The organism is Salmonella sp. A29-2, assembly GCF_020150755.1.
GTDB lineage: Bacteria > Pseudomonadota > Gammaproteobacteria > Enterobacterales > Enterobacteriaceae > Salmonella > Salmonella enterica.
In genome coordinates this window covers 646,799-662,671 of record NZ_CP083731.1, presented here as the reverse complement: position 1 = coordinate 662,671, position 15,873 = coordinate 646,799, and the positions used below count along the sequence as shown (strand labels likewise).

At 52.5% G+C, this 15,873-nt stretch carries 12 protein-coding genes; 9 read left to right on the top strand and 3 right to left on the bottom strand.

The window, feature by feature from the left end; all coding sequences use genetic code 11:
• The first annotated feature begins 173 nt into the window (after positions 1 to 173).
• A complete protein-coding gene (locus K8W53_RS03220) occupies positions 174 to 821 on the top strand; it encodes a PadR family transcriptional regulator (protein ID WP_086011941.1) in 648 nt (215 codons plus the stop codon).
• On the opposite strand, the gene K8W53_RS03215 is transcribed toward K8W53_RS03220, so the two are convergent.
• Positions 818 to 2,386, bottom strand: coding sequence for a methyl-accepting chemotaxis protein (locus K8W53_RS03215; RefSeq protein WP_023195103.1), 1,569 nt, complete (start codon positions 2,384 to 2,386; stop codon positions 818 to 820). The two genes, K8W53_RS03220 and K8W53_RS03215, sit on opposite strands and share 4 nt — an antisense overlap.
• 386 nt (positions 2,387 to 2,772) lie before the next feature.
• Entirely contained in the window at positions 2,773 to 4,293 is a 1,521-nt protein-coding gene (locus tag K8W53_RS03210) for a PAS domain-containing methyl-accepting chemotaxis protein (RefSeq protein ID WP_000094645.1), read from the bottom strand.
• A gap of 429 nt (positions 4,294 to 4,722) precedes the next feature.
• Between K8W53_RS03210 and ygjG the strand changes: the two genes are divergently transcribed.
• Both ygjG and K8W53_RS03200 read left to right on the top strand, forming a co-directional pair.
• Positions 4,723 to 6,102 (top strand): putrescine aminotransferase, encoded by a 1,380-nt coding sequence (ygjG, locus tag K8W53_RS03205; RefSeq protein WP_001520281.1) that lies wholly within the window; start codon positions 4,723 to 4,725, stop codon positions 6,100 to 6,102.
• Positions 6,103 to 6,272: 170 nt separating this feature from the next.
• Positions 6,273 to 8,291 carry an NADPH-dependent 2,4-dienoyl-CoA reductase gene (locus K8W53_RS03200; protein ID WP_023223847.1) on the top strand — a complete coding sequence of 673 codons (2,019 nt, stop codon included), beginning with the start codon at positions 6,273 to 6,275 and terminating at the stop codon, positions 8,289 to 8,291.
• A gap of 80 nt (positions 8,292 to 8,371) precedes the next feature.
• On the opposite strand, the gene rlmG is transcribed toward K8W53_RS03200, so the two are convergent.
• On the bottom strand, positions 8,372 to 9,508 hold the full coding sequence (rlmG, locus tag K8W53_RS03195) for a 23S rRNA (guanine(1835)-N(2))-methyltransferase RlmG (RefSeq protein ID WP_023223846.1): 1,137 nt from the start codon (positions 9,506 to 9,508) through the stop codon (positions 8,372 to 8,374).
• An 85-nt stretch (positions 9,509 to 9,593) separates the two neighbouring features.
• Between rlmG and K8W53_RS03190 the strand changes: the two genes are divergently transcribed.
• The 6 genes from K8W53_RS03190 (at position 9,594) to yqjA (ending at position 15,870) form a co-directional block, all read left to right on the top strand.
• Entirely contained in the window at positions 9,594 to 10,091 is a 498-nt protein-coding gene (locus K8W53_RS03190; RefSeq protein ID WP_000202966.1) for a M48 family metallopeptidase, read from the top strand.
• Between the two features lie 151 nt (positions 10,092 to 10,242).
• Entirely contained in the window at positions 10,243 to 10,935 is a 693-nt protein-coding gene (locus K8W53_RS03185) for a vancomycin high temperature exclusion protein (protein ID WP_000951045.1), read from the top strand.
• Positions 10,936 to 11,022: 87 nt separating this feature from the next.
• A complete protein-coding gene (locus K8W53_RS03180) occupies positions 11,023 to 12,021 on the top strand; it encodes a Gfo/Idh/MocA family protein (protein ID WP_023223845.1) in 999 nt (332 codons plus the stop codon).
• A gap of 269 nt (positions 12,022 to 12,290) precedes the next feature.
• Positions 12,291 to 13,259, top strand: a complete 969-nt coding sequence (locus K8W53_RS03175; protein WP_052939306.1) for a TerC family protein — start codon at positions 12,291 to 12,293, stop codon at positions 13,257 to 13,259.
• A 254-nt stretch (positions 13,260 to 13,513) separates the two neighbouring features.
• On the top strand, positions 13,514 to 14,758 hold the full coding sequence (gene sstT, locus K8W53_RS03170) for a serine/threonine transporter SstT (RefSeq protein WP_000235363.1): 1,245 nt from the start codon (positions 13,514 to 13,516) through the stop codon (positions 14,756 to 14,758).
• 449 nt (positions 14,759 to 15,207) lie between these two features.
• Positions 15,208 to 15,870, top strand: a complete 663-nt coding sequence (gene yqjA, locus K8W53_RS03165) for a DedA family general envelope maintenance protein YqjA (RefSeq protein WP_000422143.1) — start codon at positions 15,208 to 15,210, stop codon at positions 15,868 to 15,870.
• Positions 15,871 to 15,873: the final 3 nt, after the last annotated feature.

Here is a 15,873-nt window from a genome sequence, read left to right as displayed (position 1 = left end):
TGTTAATCAGTAAAAATGCAACTGTTTTTTGATAGTGTTCTGGCAACGCGTCGCTAACTATAACCTTAGGATAAAATGTTATAAATTAATAGATTATATCAAAAATGGCTTTTACCCTTGCTAAAACCCATCATTTAGATATAAATTAGATATATCTAAATAAGCAGGAGGCAATGATGCAAAATCAACATGAAGGGTGTTGCAAAAACCAGGATCATAAGCACGACGGCTGCTGTAAAGATCGAGAACATCAGCATGAAGGCTGCCATAGCGCGCATCAGCATGAGAACGCCAGTTGCGGCGGCGAACACCGTCACGGACACGGCTGTGGTCGTCATGGACAGGGCGGTGGTCGACGTCAGCGATTTTTTGGCCACGGGGAACTTCGGCTGGTCATTCTTGATATCCTGACCCGGGACGCCAGCCACGGCTATGAACTGATTAAAGCGATAGAAAACCTGACGGGGGGCGGCTATACGCCAAGCGCTGGTGTGATCTACCCTACGCTGGATTTTTTACAGGATCAGCAATTTATCACGATTAGCGACGAAGAAGGCGGGCGGAAAAAAATCGCGATTACCGCGAACGGCGCGCAATGGCTTGATGAAAATCGCGAACACCTGACGCATATTCAGGCGCGGCTAAAAGCCCGTTGTGTGGGCATGGAGTTACGTAAAAATCCGCAGATGAAGCGGGCGCTGGATAACTTCAAGGCCGTGCTGGATCTGCGGATAAACCACAGCGATATCAACGACGCGCAAATCAAACGCATTATCGGCGTGATTGATCGCGCGGCGCTGGAAATCGCCGAACTGGATTAAGCGGGCTGCGTGTCCTCTTCGCGGACGCGGAACACGTTAACCAGCTCTTTTAAATGTAACGCCTGTTCGTTCAGCGACGCTGCGGCGGCAACAGACTCTTCCACAAGGCAGGAGTTTTGTTGCGTGGCGGCGTCAATCAGGCCAATCGCGCTGTTAATCTGCGAAATACCGTCAGTTTGCTCGCGGCTGGCCTGCCCAATCTCACGTAATATCACATCCATCTCTTCGACGTTATCCACCATGCCATTAATCAGGGCGCTGGCTTTCTCCACCAGGTGCATCCCTTCCTGAGTCTGACTGGTTGAATCTTCAATCAAATTACGGATTTCACTGGCCGACGAGGCGCTCTTCTGCGCCAACTGGCGAACCTCTCCGGCGACAACGGCAAAACCACGTCCATGTTCGCCCGCGCGCGCCGCTTCAACCGCCGCGTTCAGCGCCAGAATATTGGTCTGAAAGGCAATAGAATCAATGATATTGATGATATCTGACATACGATTTGCCGTATCGTTAATGACGCGCATTTTCTGCGTCACTTGATTCATCATCTCCCCATTGTTTTTCACCACGCTGGCGGCGCCGGCAGAGAGTTTGGTCGCTTCACTGGTATGATCGGCTGTGTTTTTAACCGTGGCGGTAATCTGTTCCATTGACGCCGCCGTTTCTTCAACCGAGCTGGCCTGCTCTTCCGTACGCGCCGCCAAATCCTGGTTACCGGCGACAATTTGCGCCGCCGCCGTGGAGATACTCTCCGAACCGTTTTGCACTTCCTGTACGATATCCAGCAGACGCGTTTTCATCGCCATTAACGCTTGCAGTAGTACGCCTGTTTCATCTTTATAGTCGGTGGTGATATGACGAGTCAGATCGCCATCGGCAATCGCCTCGGCAAAGCGTACTGCGTCATTAAGCGGCCGGGTAATAGAACGCACAATATACCATCCCATTACGCCTCCGGCGGCGATGCTTATCAGCGCCAAAGTGATTAACAGCGTCCGATTATTTTTAAAATCCTCTTTGACCTGCACGCTCGCTTCATGCATCTGAGCGTCCTGAACAGCGATAAGTTCCTGGACTTTGTCCTTATAGACTTTTTGCACCTGCACCGTTCTGGTCATCATCTCCTGAATGGCCGCCTGACGATTATTGCTTTGAATATCTTTCAAAATACGGAATCTGGACTCCAGGTATTGCTGGCGCGCTTCACGGATCTCATTAATGATTTTCTGTGAATCCGCATCGTGACTATTTTCCCTGGAAAGCTCATCCAGTAACGCCGAAATACGCTGGCTTATCTCACTGAGTTCTTTCTGCGAGCTTTGGCTCCAGCGCCCCTCTTCATCCAGTAACATGAGCTGCTGCGCGATGATGAAATCATTAAAATTATCGATTAACAGATTGGCTTTTACCGTGGTGGGATAATCATTGGTAATAATGTCCTGCATACCCGTATTAGCCCGATCAAGGCTAAACAAAGACAGAGCGGAACTCACCACCATGAGAACAATGAATAAGCCAAAGGCCATAAATAATTTTGAACGTATTTTAATGTTATGCAAAAACATATTTTCTCCCTGGGATTGCATATCCTCATACAGGAAGATTTATCGGCAATAATGTTACTAACTTTATGATATTGATCGCTTTTTATTTCGGAACATTATTAGTAAGTAATATTTATTGTTCACAGAAAGATGAACCAAAAGTGACATAAATTGGCACTAATAATGAAAGAAATACGCTAAAAGGTTAACCATTTCTTATTTATCAACTGATCTTATACCTATTAATAGGTAGACAAGAAGAAGGAATAAATATCACATTATTTTTAACATCACAGGCCACTGATACTCTCTATGATGGCAGGCACCGCCTTCTATCAGAGCGCATCCGCCCGGTAAGCTTGTTGCTACCAGGCGGATGTCATTACCGTTGCGACCTACAAATAAACTTAATGCAGTACCGTGACCGCATCCTCCAGCCGGCTGGCACGGTGTTTTACCATCGCGGAGACTTGTGCGCTCTCTTCCACCAGCGCCGCATTTTTCTGGGTTATGCGGTTCAACTCGTCCACGGCGCGAGTCAGGCTGGAAAGCCCATCTGTCTGTTCCTGCGTCGACTGGCTGATCCGTGCGATAAGCAGGGTGACATTTTGCACCTGGGCTACAATGTCATCCATGGTACGGCCTGCGGCGTGAACCTGCTCGGAGCCTGACTGCACCTTTGTTGCGCTGGCATCAATTAATTTACGAATATCGTTCGCCGCGTTAGCGCTGCGGCTGGCAAGATGGCGTACCTCGCCAGCAACCACGGCAAACCCTTTCCCCTGCTCGCCCGCTCTCGCCGCTTCTACCGCCGCATTCAGCGCCAGGATATTCGTCTGGAAAGCGATATCGTTAATTAGCGTGGTGATCGTCCCGATACGTTGCGTACTGTGAGCGATATCATCCATCGTTTTAATCACCGTATCCATCGCCTCACCTCCCTGAGTCGCCGCGCTACTGGCCGCCATGGAAAGCTTATCCGCAGCGGAAGCCGTCTCGGAATTGAGCTTCACAGACTCCGCCATCTGGTTCATGGTCGTTACCGTTTCCTGAACATTCTCCACGGTCTGACGGGTGTGTTCGTTCAGATCATTGTTACCCTTCGCCAGCCTTTCACTGCCGTTTCTGACGCTGGAAACCTGACTTGATACGTCATTGATCAGCCAGCGGCACATCAAGCCAAGCTGCCCCACGGCCCTCAGCGTCAGCCCCAACTCATCGCTACGATTAAGGTGTTGTACGCTGTTGCGTTCGCCGGTCGCCACTTTCAGCGCCTGCGTCGCCACATTTTCAATGGGACGCACAATTTGCCATTCAAATAGCGCCGTACCTGCCAGCATCGCCAACGCGCCCAACAACAACGCCTGCCATGAGGCATCCGTACCGAACAGCGCCAACGCCAGCATTACGGCCATTAGCCCCATAATACTACGCACTCGCCAGCGAACAGGCATAGCGGGCAGTTTGCCCAGCAAGCCCTGACGAACCACCAGGCCTTTATGAATACGTTTACTACACCGCCCTTCATTTAGCGCCTGATATAAAGGCTCGACGGCGGCAATCTCATCATCCGTGGCGCGGGTACGGATCGACATATATCCCGTCACACGCCCTTCACGTATCATCGGTACCGCGTTGGCCCGCACCCAATAATGGTCGCCGTTTTTACGCCGGTTTTTCACAATGCCGCTCCACGGTTCGCCCTGTTTTAGGGTATACCACATATCTGCGAAGGCAGCTTTCGGCATATCCGGATGACGCACCAGATTATGTGGCTGCGCCAGTAACTCGTTTAACTGATAGCCGCTCACCTGGACAAAAGTGTCATTGGCGTGAGTGATATAGCTTTCCAGGTCGGTCGTAGACATCAGAGTGGTATCATCATCCAGCGGGGTATTTAGCTGGCTGACGTAGGGATGAGAAGACATGATAGCGTCCTGTGCAGGTTATCTGGATGTTAATTTTTCGCTCAGATGTTATTTCGGCGCTAATCTATTTATCTTTAGTTGTTAAAATTGCTCTGGATCGCAATTTGCGATTAATCCTTAATATTTGTACGATTTTTACCTCATCCCGCGCCTTATTTTCATTATGAAATTGTTTAGCGTGGACAACCTTTTTCTTTAAAATCTACCCTGGCTCACCTTTTTCTCACGCCGCCGCTAACGCAACACACCGTAAACCGTAAAACAAGATCTGCTCAAAATGCATCCAATTGTTAACACGTGACATTAAATGTTGTGTAAATGTGATTATTCCTGGTGTTTATCCCGATTTTCACTATGGGCTTAGACCCCCGCTAATCCCTGCAATACTTAATTCAGTATCATGTGATACACGGCCCTCTGGAGCTCATTTTGAACAGGTTACCTTCCAGCGCATCGGCTTTGGCCTGTAGCGCGCACGCACTGAATCTCATCGAGAAGCGAACGCTAAACCATGAGGAAATGAAAGCACTAAACCGAGAGGTCATTGACTACTTTAAAGAGCATGTAAATCCAGGATTTCTGGAATACCGGAAATCTGTTACCGCCGGCGGGGATTACGGAGCCGTAGAGTGGCAAGCGGGCAGTTTGAATACGCTTGTCGACACCCAGGGGCAGGAGTTTATCGACTGTCTTGGGGGGTTTGGCATCTTTAACGTGGGGCACCGTAATCCTGTTGTGGTATCCGCCGTCCAGAATCAACTCGCAAAACAACCTCTCCACAGCCAGGAGTTACTTGATCCCTTGCGGGCGATGCTGGCAAAAACGCTGGCGGCGCTGACACCGGGGAAACTCAAGTACAGCTTTTTCTGTAACAGCGGCACCGAATCCGTCGAAGCGGCGCTAAAACTGGCAAAAGCGTATCAGTCGCCGCGCGGCAAGTTTACCTTTATCGCCACCAGCGGCGCATTTCACGGCAAATCATTGGGCGCGCTCTCCGCCACGGCCAAATCCACCTTCCGCAGACCCTTTATGCCTTTACTGCCGGGCTTCCGCCATGTGCCGTTTGGCAATATCGACGCGATGAGCATGGCATTTAGCGAAGGCAAAAAAACGGGCGACGAGATAGCAGCCGTGATTCTGGAGCCTATTCAGGGTGAAGGCGGCGTGATCCTGCCGCCGCAGGGATACCTGACAGAGGTACGTAAGCTCTGTGACGAATTCGGCGCGCTGATGATTCTGGATGAAGTACAAACCGGCATGGGGCGTACCGGCAAGATGTTTGCCTGCGAGCACGAAAATGTGCAGCCTGATATTCTGTGTCTGGCGAAAGCCCTGGGCGGCGGCGTGATGCCGATTGGCGCCACCATCGCGACTGAAGAGGTGTTTTCGGTTCTGTTCGACAACCCCTTCCTGCATACCACCACTTTTGGCGGTAATCCGCTGGCTTGTGCTGCCGCGCTGGCGACCATTAACGTCCTGCTGGAGCAAAATCTCCCGGCCCAGGCGGAACAAAAAGGCGATACGCTCCTGGATGGTTTTCGACAACTTGCGCGTGAGTATCCCAATCTGGTACACGATGCGCGCGGCAAAGGTATGTTGATGGCCATTGAATTTGTCGACAACGAAACGGGCTACCGTTTTGCCAGTGAGATGTTCCGTCAACGCGTGCTGGTCGCTGGTACGCTGAATAATGCGAAAACAATTCGTATTGAGCCACCGCTCACGCTAACCATTGAACTGTGCGAACAGGTATTGAAATCAGCGCGTAATGCGCTGGCGGCGATGCAGGTGAGCGTTGAAGAGGTTTAAAAACGATGCCGGATGGCGCTGTGCTTATCCGGCCTGTTTTCCCCGGGTCGCAGCCTCTTTTTTGAATCCCATCACAATCACCACATTCCCCTTTTCCCTTTTACCTCGCGACGGCTACAGTAGTAACTCATCCGACCACATAACAATAATTTTACATACTGGATACGCTTATGAGCTACCCGTCGCTGTTCGCCCCGCTCGATCTGGGCTTTACTACTCTCAGAAACCGCGTGCTGATGGGATCGATGCACACGGGTCTGGAAGAACATCCTGATGGCGCCGAGCGCCTGGCGGCATTTTATGCCGAGCGCGCGCGACACGGCGTAGCGTTAATCGTCACCGGCGGTATTGCGCCCGTTCCCTCCGGGGTCGTGATGACCGGCGGCGCGATGCTGAACGACGCCAGCCAATTAACGCCTCACCGCGTGGTGACCGATGCCGTACATGCGGAAGGCGGTAAAATCGCGCTGCAAATTCTGCACACCGGGCGTTACAGCTATCAGCCGCACCTGGTCGCGCCGTCGGCAATTCAGGCGCCAATCAACCGCTTTATGCCGCATGAACTGACGCATGATGAAATCTTGCAGTTAATCGACGACTTCGCGCATTGCGCGCAGCTGGCGCGGGAAGCAGGCTACGACGGCGTAGAGGTGATGGGATCAGAGGGCTATCTGATTAATGAATTTCTCACCCGGCGAACTAACCATCGCGATGACGAATGGGGCGGCGACTATGCCAACCGTATGCGCTTCGCGGTTGAGGTAGTACGCGCGGTACGCCAGCGGGTAGGGAACGACTTTATTATTATCTATCGCCTGTCGATGCTCGATCTGGTGGAAAATGGCGGCACGTTCAACGAAACGGTACAACTGGCGCAAGCCATTGAAGCCGCAGGCGCAAGCCTAATTAATACCGGCATTGGCTGGCATGAGGCGCGAATCCCGACCATCGCCACGCCAGTACCGCGTGGCGCCTTTAGCTGGGTGACGCGGAAACTCAAAGGTCATGTGTCGGTTCCGCTGATCGCGACCAATCGCATTAACGATCCGCAGGTCGCCGAGACGATCCTGACGCGCGGCGATGCTGATATGGTGTCGATGGCGCGTCCCTTCCTTGCCGATGCCGAATTCCTGACTAAAGCGCAATCCGGACGCGCAGATGAGATCAACACCTGTATCGGCTGTAATCAAGCCTGTCTGGATCGGATCTTCATCGGCAAAGTGACCTCCTGTCTGGTGAACCCACGCGCCTGTCACGAAACCCACATGCCGATAACGCCGGCCATACGCAAAAAGAACCTGGCCGTTGTCGGCGCAGGCCCGGCGGGGCTGGCTTTCGCGATTAACGCCGCGTCGCGCGGCCATCATGTCACGCTGTTTGACGCCCAGAGTGAAATTGGCGGCCAGTTTACTATCGCCAGGCAGATCCCGGGTAAAGAGGAGTTTTACGAAACGCTGCGCTACTACCGTCGAATGATCGATATTACTGGCGTTACGCTGAAACTGAACCAACGGGTGAACGCAGAGGATCTTCAGCCGTTTGACGAAGCGATCCTCGCTTGTGGAATAGTACCGCGCCGCCCGCCGATAGACGGTATCGATCATCCAAAAGCATTGACCTACCTGGAGGTATTGCGCGATAAGGCGCCGGTTGGTAAGCGAGTGGCGATCATCGGCTGCGGCGGGATCGGTTTTGACACGGCCATGTATCTGAGCCAGCACGGCGAATCCACCAGCCAAAATATTGCTGAATTTTGTACGGAATGGGGAATTGATACCAGCCTGCAACAGGCAGGCGGTCTGCGCCCGGAAGGCCCACGCCTGGCACGTAGTCCACGGCAAATCGTCATGCTGCAACGCAAAGCCAGCAAGCCGGGCGAAGGATTAGGTAAAACCACCGGCTGGATCCATCGCGCGACGTTACTGGCGCGCGGCGTGAAGATGATCCCGGCGGTCAGTTACCAGAAGATCGACGACGACGGATTACATCTCTTGATCGGCGGCGAACCGCAGTTGCTGGAAGTGGATCATGTGGTGATCTGCGCCGGACAGGAACCTCGCCGCGAGCTGGCGGACCCGTTACGCGCCGCAGGTAAAACGGTACATCTTATCGGCGGATGCGATGTCGCGATGGAGCTGGATGCCCGACGGGCGATTGCCCAGGGCACCCGACTGGCGCTGGAGATTTAACGACTTTGCCTGATGGCGCTGCGCTTATCGGGCTTACGCCGTCATACCGGTTTTATAGGCCGGTATGACGCTTGAGCGCCTTATCGACGGCGTCCCTGCTTCACCGCTTTCAAAATAACAAACTTATTGTTGGTTGCTATCGTCGCGCAATTACCGAAAATCTTCTTCAGCTTGTGGAAATAGTCCAGATGGCGGTTCGCCACAATATACAGTTCGCCGTTGATTTTCAGGCAGCGGCGGGCATGATGGAACATCTCCCAGGCGATATTATCCGTCAGCGCATGTTTCTGGTGGAACGGCGGGTTGCAGAACACAGCGTTAAAACGGAACGGCTCCACGCCGGAGAGCGCGTTGTTGATCATAAATTCGCAGCGTTCGAACGCTTCCGGCAGGTTCGTTTCTACATTCAAACGGCTGGAATCTACCGCCATCGGCGATTCATCGACAAATACCACGTTCGCCTGCGGATTTTTCGCCAGTAAGCTCAGGCCAATCACCCCATTGCCGCAGCCGAGATCGACAATCTCCCCGTCGAGGTTTTCCGGCAAATGCTGCATAAAGAAGCGCGCGCCGATATCCAATCCGGTACGAGAAAACACATTCGCGTGGTTGTGAATCGTCCAGCCTGTATCTTCCAGTTTCCAGCTTAGCGTTTGCGGCGCGTCGGCCAGTTGCGGATGACTGAAGGTACAGTTAATCAGGCGCGCTTTCTTCCACGCCAGCGTCGTCGTGGTTGGGCCCAGCACTTTTTCAAACAGTTCCAGCGTAGAGGTATGAATATCACGCGCTTTCGCGCCGGCGATAATACGCGTTTGTGCCGTAACGACCTTACGCAAAGCGCGTAACTGCTGTTCCAGCAATGCCAGTGTTTTCGGTACCTTAATCAATACCATGCCCGGCGCCTGCGGGTAGTCAGCGGTACTGTCGAGAAACGTTACGCTGGACTCCGCGATGCCGTTATAGCGTAAATTCTCTCGCGTCCCCAGTTCGCTTAAATATGAATCGCCAATACTGTATGGCGAATGCTCCGCCAGCGCACAGCTTAGCGCGCCAAACGTATCATTCAGGATCAGCACCGGGCCGCGAATTTCCGTCTCATCCAACTGTTGCAGCAGATACTCATCGGCCGCCTCCCACGCCAGAAGCGGGTTAACATCATCCGTTTGCGGAAAACGTTTCAGCGTCAGTGAACGGAAACCGTCGTCTACGTGGCTCATTAGGCCTCCTGAATGGTAAAATTGCGGCGTTATCCCTGAAAAGGGTGCGTGAGTATACACTTTTTATCAGCAACATGGAGCTTTGATGACCTCACTAACTTACCTTCAGGGGTATCCGGAACATCTCCTTGCCCAGGTGCGCGCCTTAATCGCCGAGCAGCGCCTGGGAGCGGTGCTGGAAAAACGTTATCCCGGCGCGCATGATTACGCCACTGACAAAGCGCTATATCACTATACTCAGGAACTGAAAAGTCAGTTTCTGCGCAATGCGCCGCCCATCAATAAAGTGATGTATGACAGCAAGATCCATGTGCTGAAAAATGCGCTGGGACTGCATACCGCTGTCTCGCGCGTTCAGGGCGGCAAGCTCAAGGCAAAGGCGGAGATCCGCGTCGCCACCGTGTTTCGCAACGCCCCGGAGCCATTCTTACGGATGATTGTGGTTCACGAGCTGGCGCACCTGAAAGAGAAAGATCATAACAAAGCGTTTTATCAGCTCTGCTGCCATATGGAGCCGCAGTACCATCAACTGGAGTTTGATACGCGACTGTGGCTGACGCATCAGGCGCTGTCGGCACAATAAATTCTGAAAATGCCCCTTCCCCCGTATCTTTTTAACGGCGTGGGCATAAAATCGGCGCGTTCACATTTCGCTCATTGCCTGCCGCCACGTCAAGGATGACGATCTGTAGAGGGTATTTTTTATCCACCGCCAACGGAACCGCGCAACAACCATGCTCTCACAATGTGCCCGTTTTATCCGCCGCCTCTGTTTTACACGCCGGGCGTTAACAGTGGCGTGTTTTCTGCTTGTCGCAGCAGGCGTCGCGCTTTTCTATTCCAACTGGCTTATCGTCAACGCCTCGCAGCATCTGACATGGAATGATATTCAGACCGTTCCCGCCCGCAACGTCGGGCTGGTGTTAGGCGCTAAACCCGGCAATCGGTATTTTACCCGGCGGATTAATACTGCCGCCGCGTTGTATCACGCCGGTAAAGTGAAGTGGCTGTTAGTCAGCGGCGATAACGGCAAAAAAGAGTACGATGAACCTTCGGCGATGCAGCAGGCGCTGATAGCGAAAGGTGTGCCGGAAGCGGCCATTTTTTGTGATTATGCCGGATTCTCCACGCTGGACTCCGTGGTTCGCGCCCGGAAAGTGTTTGGCGAAAGCCGCATTACGATTATCTCGCAAGCATTTCATAATCAACGGGCGATCTGGCTGGCGCAACAATATGGCATTGACGCTATCGGCGTTAACGCGCCGGATCTGAATAAAAGGCACGGAACCTACACACGACTTCGGGAAAAGCTGGCGCGGGTTAGCGCGGTGCTGGATGCCAAAATTTTGCACCGTCAGCCTAAATATCTGGGCGCTGGCGTCACTATTGGGGCTGATAGCGCACACGGGTGCCCTTCTCGCCAGTAAAATGCCAGAGTGCGTCGCAGCGCACTGGCAAGGGCGGAAAGGCGTGCTACATTGACGAAAATCCCTTTCTGGAGTCCGCTGACGTTTATGATACGTTTCGCTGTAATTGGGACTAACTGGATCACGCGCCAGTTTGTCGACGCCGCCCATGAAACCGGCAAATTCAGGCTCGCCGCCGTTTACTCCCGTAGTCTTGAACAGGCGCAGTCTTTCGCAAATGATTATCCCGTCGAGCATCTGTTTACCTCGCTGGAAGCGATGGCGCAAAGCGACGCGATAGAGGCGGTTTATATCGCCAGCCCGAATTCCTTGCATTTCTCCCAAACGCAGCGCTTTTTGCAGCATAAAAAACATGTCATGTGCGAAAAGCCGCTGGCTTCTAACCTGGCGGAGGTTGATGCCGCTATCGCCTGCGCGCGCGATAATCAGCGGGTACTGTTTGAAGCCTTTAAAACCGCCTGCCTGCCCAATTTCCTGCTGCTGCGGGAATCGTTGCCGAAAATCGGCAGAATGCATAAAGCATTCCTAAATTACTGCCAGTACTCTTCACGTTATCAGCGCTATCTGAACGGTGAAAATCCGAATACGTTTAATCCGGCCTTCTCCAATGGTTCGATTATGGATATCGGGTATTACTGTCTGGCGTCGGCGATCGCGCTATGGGGCGAGCCGCGCAGCGTTCAGGCGTCGGCGAATTTATTGGAAAGCGGAGTAGATGCGCACGGCGTCGTGGTTATGGATTACGGCGATTTTAGCGTCACGCTACAGCATTCCAAAGTCAGCGACTCGGTACTGGCCAGTGAAATTCAGGGCGAGAGGGGATCGCTGATCATTGAAAAGCTGTCGGAATGCCAGAAAGTGTGTTTTGCGCCGCGCGGCGCGCTGATGCAGGATCTGACCCAGCCTCAGCATATTAATACCATGCTGTATGAAGCCGGGGCTTTTGCCCAGCTTATTGAAAACCACGCCGTGGAACATCCGGGGTTGTCGCTAAGTCGCGCCACGGCAAAATGGCTGACAGAAATACGCCGTCAAACCGGGGTCATCTTCCCGGCGGACGATCTAACTCATCCCCTTACTGCGTAAAATTATGTAAATAATATGTTACAGGTCATTGACTCTACGCGTGGCCTGTCATACTTTGTTACGCGCAAAGGGGAGTAACTTCATTGCCGGTCGATCGTCATTACGATGTGTGCAAAACCACATCCGGTCACCGGGCAGCCATAAAGGAATGCGTCAGCGTATTCCTTTATTGTTGTAAGTGAGACCTTGCCGAATGGCAAGGTCTATGCATAAAAGCAGCGGCTAATGCCATTCGGCGTTAGCCGTTTTTTTTTGCATGGGGAGAAATAATGAATACTGTTGGTACGCCATTATTATGGGGTGGATTCGCGGTTGTTGTGGTGATAATGCTATCCATCGACCTGTTGTTGCAGGGACGCCGTGGCGCACATGTTATGTCGATGAAACAAGCGGCAGGATGGTCAATTCTGTGGGTAACGCTCTCGCTACTGTTTAACGCCGCTTTCTGGTGGTATCTGGCTGAAACGCAAGGGCGTGAAGTTGCTGATCCGCAGGCATTGGCGTTCCTTACCGGCTATCTGATTGAAAAGTCGCTGGCCGTAGATAACGTCTTTGTCTGGCTGATGCTGTTTAGCTATTTCTCCGTCCCTCCGGCTCTGCAACGCCGGGTGCTGGTGTATGGGGTTCTTGGCGCGATCGTGTTGCGTACTATCATGATTTTCGCCGGTACCTGGCTTATCACTCAGTTCGAATGGCTGCTGTATGTGTTCGGCGCCTTCCTGCTGTTTACCGGCGTAAAAATGGCGCTGGCGAAGGAAGACGAATCCGGCATTGGCGAAAAACCGATGGTGCGTTGGCTGCGCGGGCATCTGCGCATGACTGATACGATCGAGAACGAGCACTTTTTCGTACGTAAAAACGGCCTGCTGTATGCCACGCCGCTGCTGCTGGTGCTGATTATGGTTGAGTTCAGCGATGTGATCTTCGCCGTTGACAGTATTCCGGCGATCTTTGCGGTCACCACCGACCCGTTCATCGTACTGACCTCTAACCTGTTTGCCATCTTAGGACTGCGCGCGATGTACTTCCTGCTGTCCGGCGTGGCGGAACGCTTCTCGATGCTGAAATATGGTCTGGCGGTCATTCTGGTCTTTATCGGCATTAAGATGCTGATCGTCGACTTCTACCATATTCCTATCGCGATTTCGCTGGGCGTAGTGTTTGGCATTCTGACCATTACGCTGGTGATTAACGCTTGGGTTAACCATCAGCGCGATAAGAAACTACGAGCGCAATAATCTTTTATCGGGGTAAACCTGCCCCGTCAAAAACGCCCGGCAGCGCACAGCTGTCGGGCGTTTTTGTTTAACATGTCACAATACTGTTAATGTAAAGTTATAAAACATGATCACAGCAAAAAATCCAGGATATTTCGCTTCCCGAACCTTCAACTTTCCTTATACTCAACCAGGCAAACACTTTGTTACATCCTGAAAGATGCGCCGTAAGAGCGTGCAGGGGATGACCAGCAACACAATACAAGGAATATGAAATGGCTACGCAACGAGCATCAGGGCTACTGCAGCGTTTAGCGCAAGGCAGTCTGGTTAAACAAATTTTAGTGGGTCTGGTACTGGGGATTTTACTGGCATGGATTTCTAAGCCTGCGGCAGAAGCGGTTGGCTTGCTTGGCACCCTGTTCGTCGGCGCCTTAAAAGCGGTCGCCCCCGTTCTGGTGCTGATGCTGGTAATGGCCTCGATCGCCAACCACCAGCACGGTCAAAAAACCAATATTCGCCCTATTCTCTTTCTTTACCTGCTAGGCACCTTTTCAGCCGCGCTGGCGGCCGTTGTGTTCAGCTTCGCCTTCCCTTCAACGCTGCATCTGTCCAGTAGCGCCCAGGATATCGTGCCGCCGTCCGGCATTGTAGAAGTCCTGCGCGGTCTGCTGATGAGCATGGTGTCGAACCCCATCGACGCGCTGCTGAACGCTAACTATATCGGGATTCTGGTGTGGGCCGTCGGTCTGGGATTTGCCCTGCGTCATGGCAATGAAACCACCAAAAACCTCGTGAACGATATGTCTAACGCCGTGACCTTTATGGTGAAACTGGTGATCCGTTTCGCGCCAGTCGGTATTTTTGGTCTGGTTTCATCAACGCTTGCAACCACCGGCTTCTCCACCCTGTGGGGCTATGCGCACCTGCTGGTCGTCTTGATTGGCTGTATGCTGCTGGTCGCGCTGGTGGTCAACCCGCTGTTGGTATTCTGGAAAATTCGTCGCAACCCTTATCCGCTGGTGTTCGCCTGCCTGCGTGAAAGCGGCGTTTATGCCTTCTTTACCCGCAGCTCTGCCGCCAATATTCCAGTGAATATGGCGCTGTGCGAAAAGCTGAATCTGGACAGGGATACTTACTCCGTTTCCATTCCGCTGGGCGCCACCATCAATATGGCCGGCGCGGCAATTACCATTACGGTTCTGACGTTGGCGGCAGTTCATACGTTAGGCGTCCCGGTGGATCTGCCTACAGCGTTGCTGCTGAGCGTGGTGGCCTCGCTGTGTGCTTGCGGCGCCTCCGGCGTGGCAGGCGGTTCATTGCTGCTGATCCCGCTGGCGTGCAACATGTTTGGCATCCCGAACGATATCGCGATGCAGGTAGTAGCGGTCGGCTTTATTATCGGCGTATTGCAGGATTCGTGTGAAACGGCGCTGAACTCATCTACCGATGTTCTGTTCACTGCGGCAGCCTGCCAGGCAGAGGACGAACGTCTGGCGAATAACGCCTTGCGTAGCTAAGTGATTATTGATGCCGGATGGCGTATGCCATCCGGCGTAACGATAGATCTGAATCTCCCAATCCATAGGCTGTGACGTAAAGCGAATTGATGTTCACACGCAACATCCTCGCGTAACGTTATATGTAGATGGCGTCTGCCGCGGCGCTCGGTCAGCGTAAAGTATAAAGTGTCAGCCTGTGTAAATCCTCTCGCCACCCTCCCTTGCGATAAGCAAAATCAAAGTTCAACGACGCGTAATTTCTATAACGGACTTCGTTGACCTTTGTTACAATTAGATGCATTTTGAATTTTTGTGTGTTAGTGCTTGCTTACTTCACAACTTAACAAGGAATAGTTCAGGCCGCGAATTTGCCGTTTCCGCAACGCTGATAAAAACTCCAACTCTGTTGCGGCAGTGCAAACCTCAGATCACCGGCGTGACGTTAACCGATTCTCCAGGAATACTGAATGGAACTACTGACTCAATTGCTGAATGCCCTGTGGGCTCAGGACTTTGAAACACTGGCCAATCCTTCCATGATTGGCATGTTATATTTTGTGTTATTTATGATTTTGTTTCTGGAAAATGGGCTGCTCCCTGCCGCCTTTTTGCCTGGCGACAGCCTGTTGATCCTGGTCGGCGTGCTGATCGCCAAAGGCGCGATGGGTTATCCACAAACCATTTTGCTGCTTACCGTCGCGGCCAGCCTGGGTTGCTGGGTGAGCTATATTCAGGGCCGCTGGCTGGGGAATACCCGCACCGTGCAAAACTGGCTCTCTCATCTCCCCGCACATTATCATCAACGCGCCCATCACCTTTTCCATAAACACGGCCTGTCGGCATTATTGATAGGCCGTTTTATCGCGTTTGTCAGAACGCTGCTGCCCACCATTGCCGGCATATCCGGCCTGAATAACGCGCGCTTTCAGTTCTTCAACTGGATGAGCGGCTTGTTGTGGGTGCTTATCCTGACGTCGCTGGGCTATCTGCTGGGCAAAACGCCCGTCTTTATGAAATATGAAGATCAGTTAATGTCATGCCTGATGCTGCTGCCCGTGGTGCTGCTCTTTTTTGGCCTGGCGGGTTCACTGGTCATGCTGTGGAAAAAGAAGTATGGGAGCCGGGGATAACTT

Bases quoted from the DNA above. Each gene is read 5' to 3' on its own strand.
- K8W53_RS03220 (WP_086011941.1), top strand. From the start codon at position 174: ATGATGCAAAATCAACATGAAGGGTGTTGCAAAAACCAGGATCATAAG.
- K8W53_RS03215 (WP_023195103.1), bottom strand. From the start codon at position 2,386: ATGTTTTTGCATAACATTAAAATACGTTCAAAATTATTTATGGCCTTT.
- K8W53_RS03210 (WP_000094645.1), bottom strand. From the start codon at position 4,293: ATGTCTTCTCATCCCTACGTCAGCCAGCTAAATACCCCGCTGGATGAT.
- K8W53_RS03200 (WP_023223847.1), top strand. From the start codon at position 6,273: ATGAGCTACCCGTCGCTGTTCGCCCCGCTCGATCTGGGCTTTACTACT.
- rlmG (WP_023223846.1), bottom strand. From the start codon at position 9,508: ATGAGCCACGTAGACGACGGTTTCCGTTCACTGACGCTGAAACGTTTT.
- K8W53_RS03190 (WP_000202966.1), top strand. From the start codon at position 9,594: ATGACCTCACTAACTTACCTTCAGGGGTATCCGGAACATCTCCTTGCC.
- K8W53_RS03185 (WP_000951045.1), top strand. From the start codon at position 10,243: ATGCTCTCACAATGTGCCCGTTTTATCCGCCGCCTCTGTTTTACACGC.
- K8W53_RS03180 (WP_023223845.1), top strand. From the start codon at position 11,023: ATGATACGTTTCGCTGTAATTGGGACTAACTGGATCACGCGCCAGTTT.
- K8W53_RS03175 (WP_052939306.1), top strand. From the start codon at position 12,291: ATGAATACTGTTGGTACGCCATTATTATGGGGTGGATTCGCGGTTGTT.
- sstT (WP_000235363.1), top strand. From the start codon at position 13,514: ATGGCTACGCAACGAGCATCAGGGCTACTGCAGCGTTTAGCGCAAGGC.
- yqjA (WP_000422143.1), top strand. From the start codon at position 15,208: ATGGAACTACTGACTCAATTGCTGAATGCCCTGTGGGCTCAGGACTTT.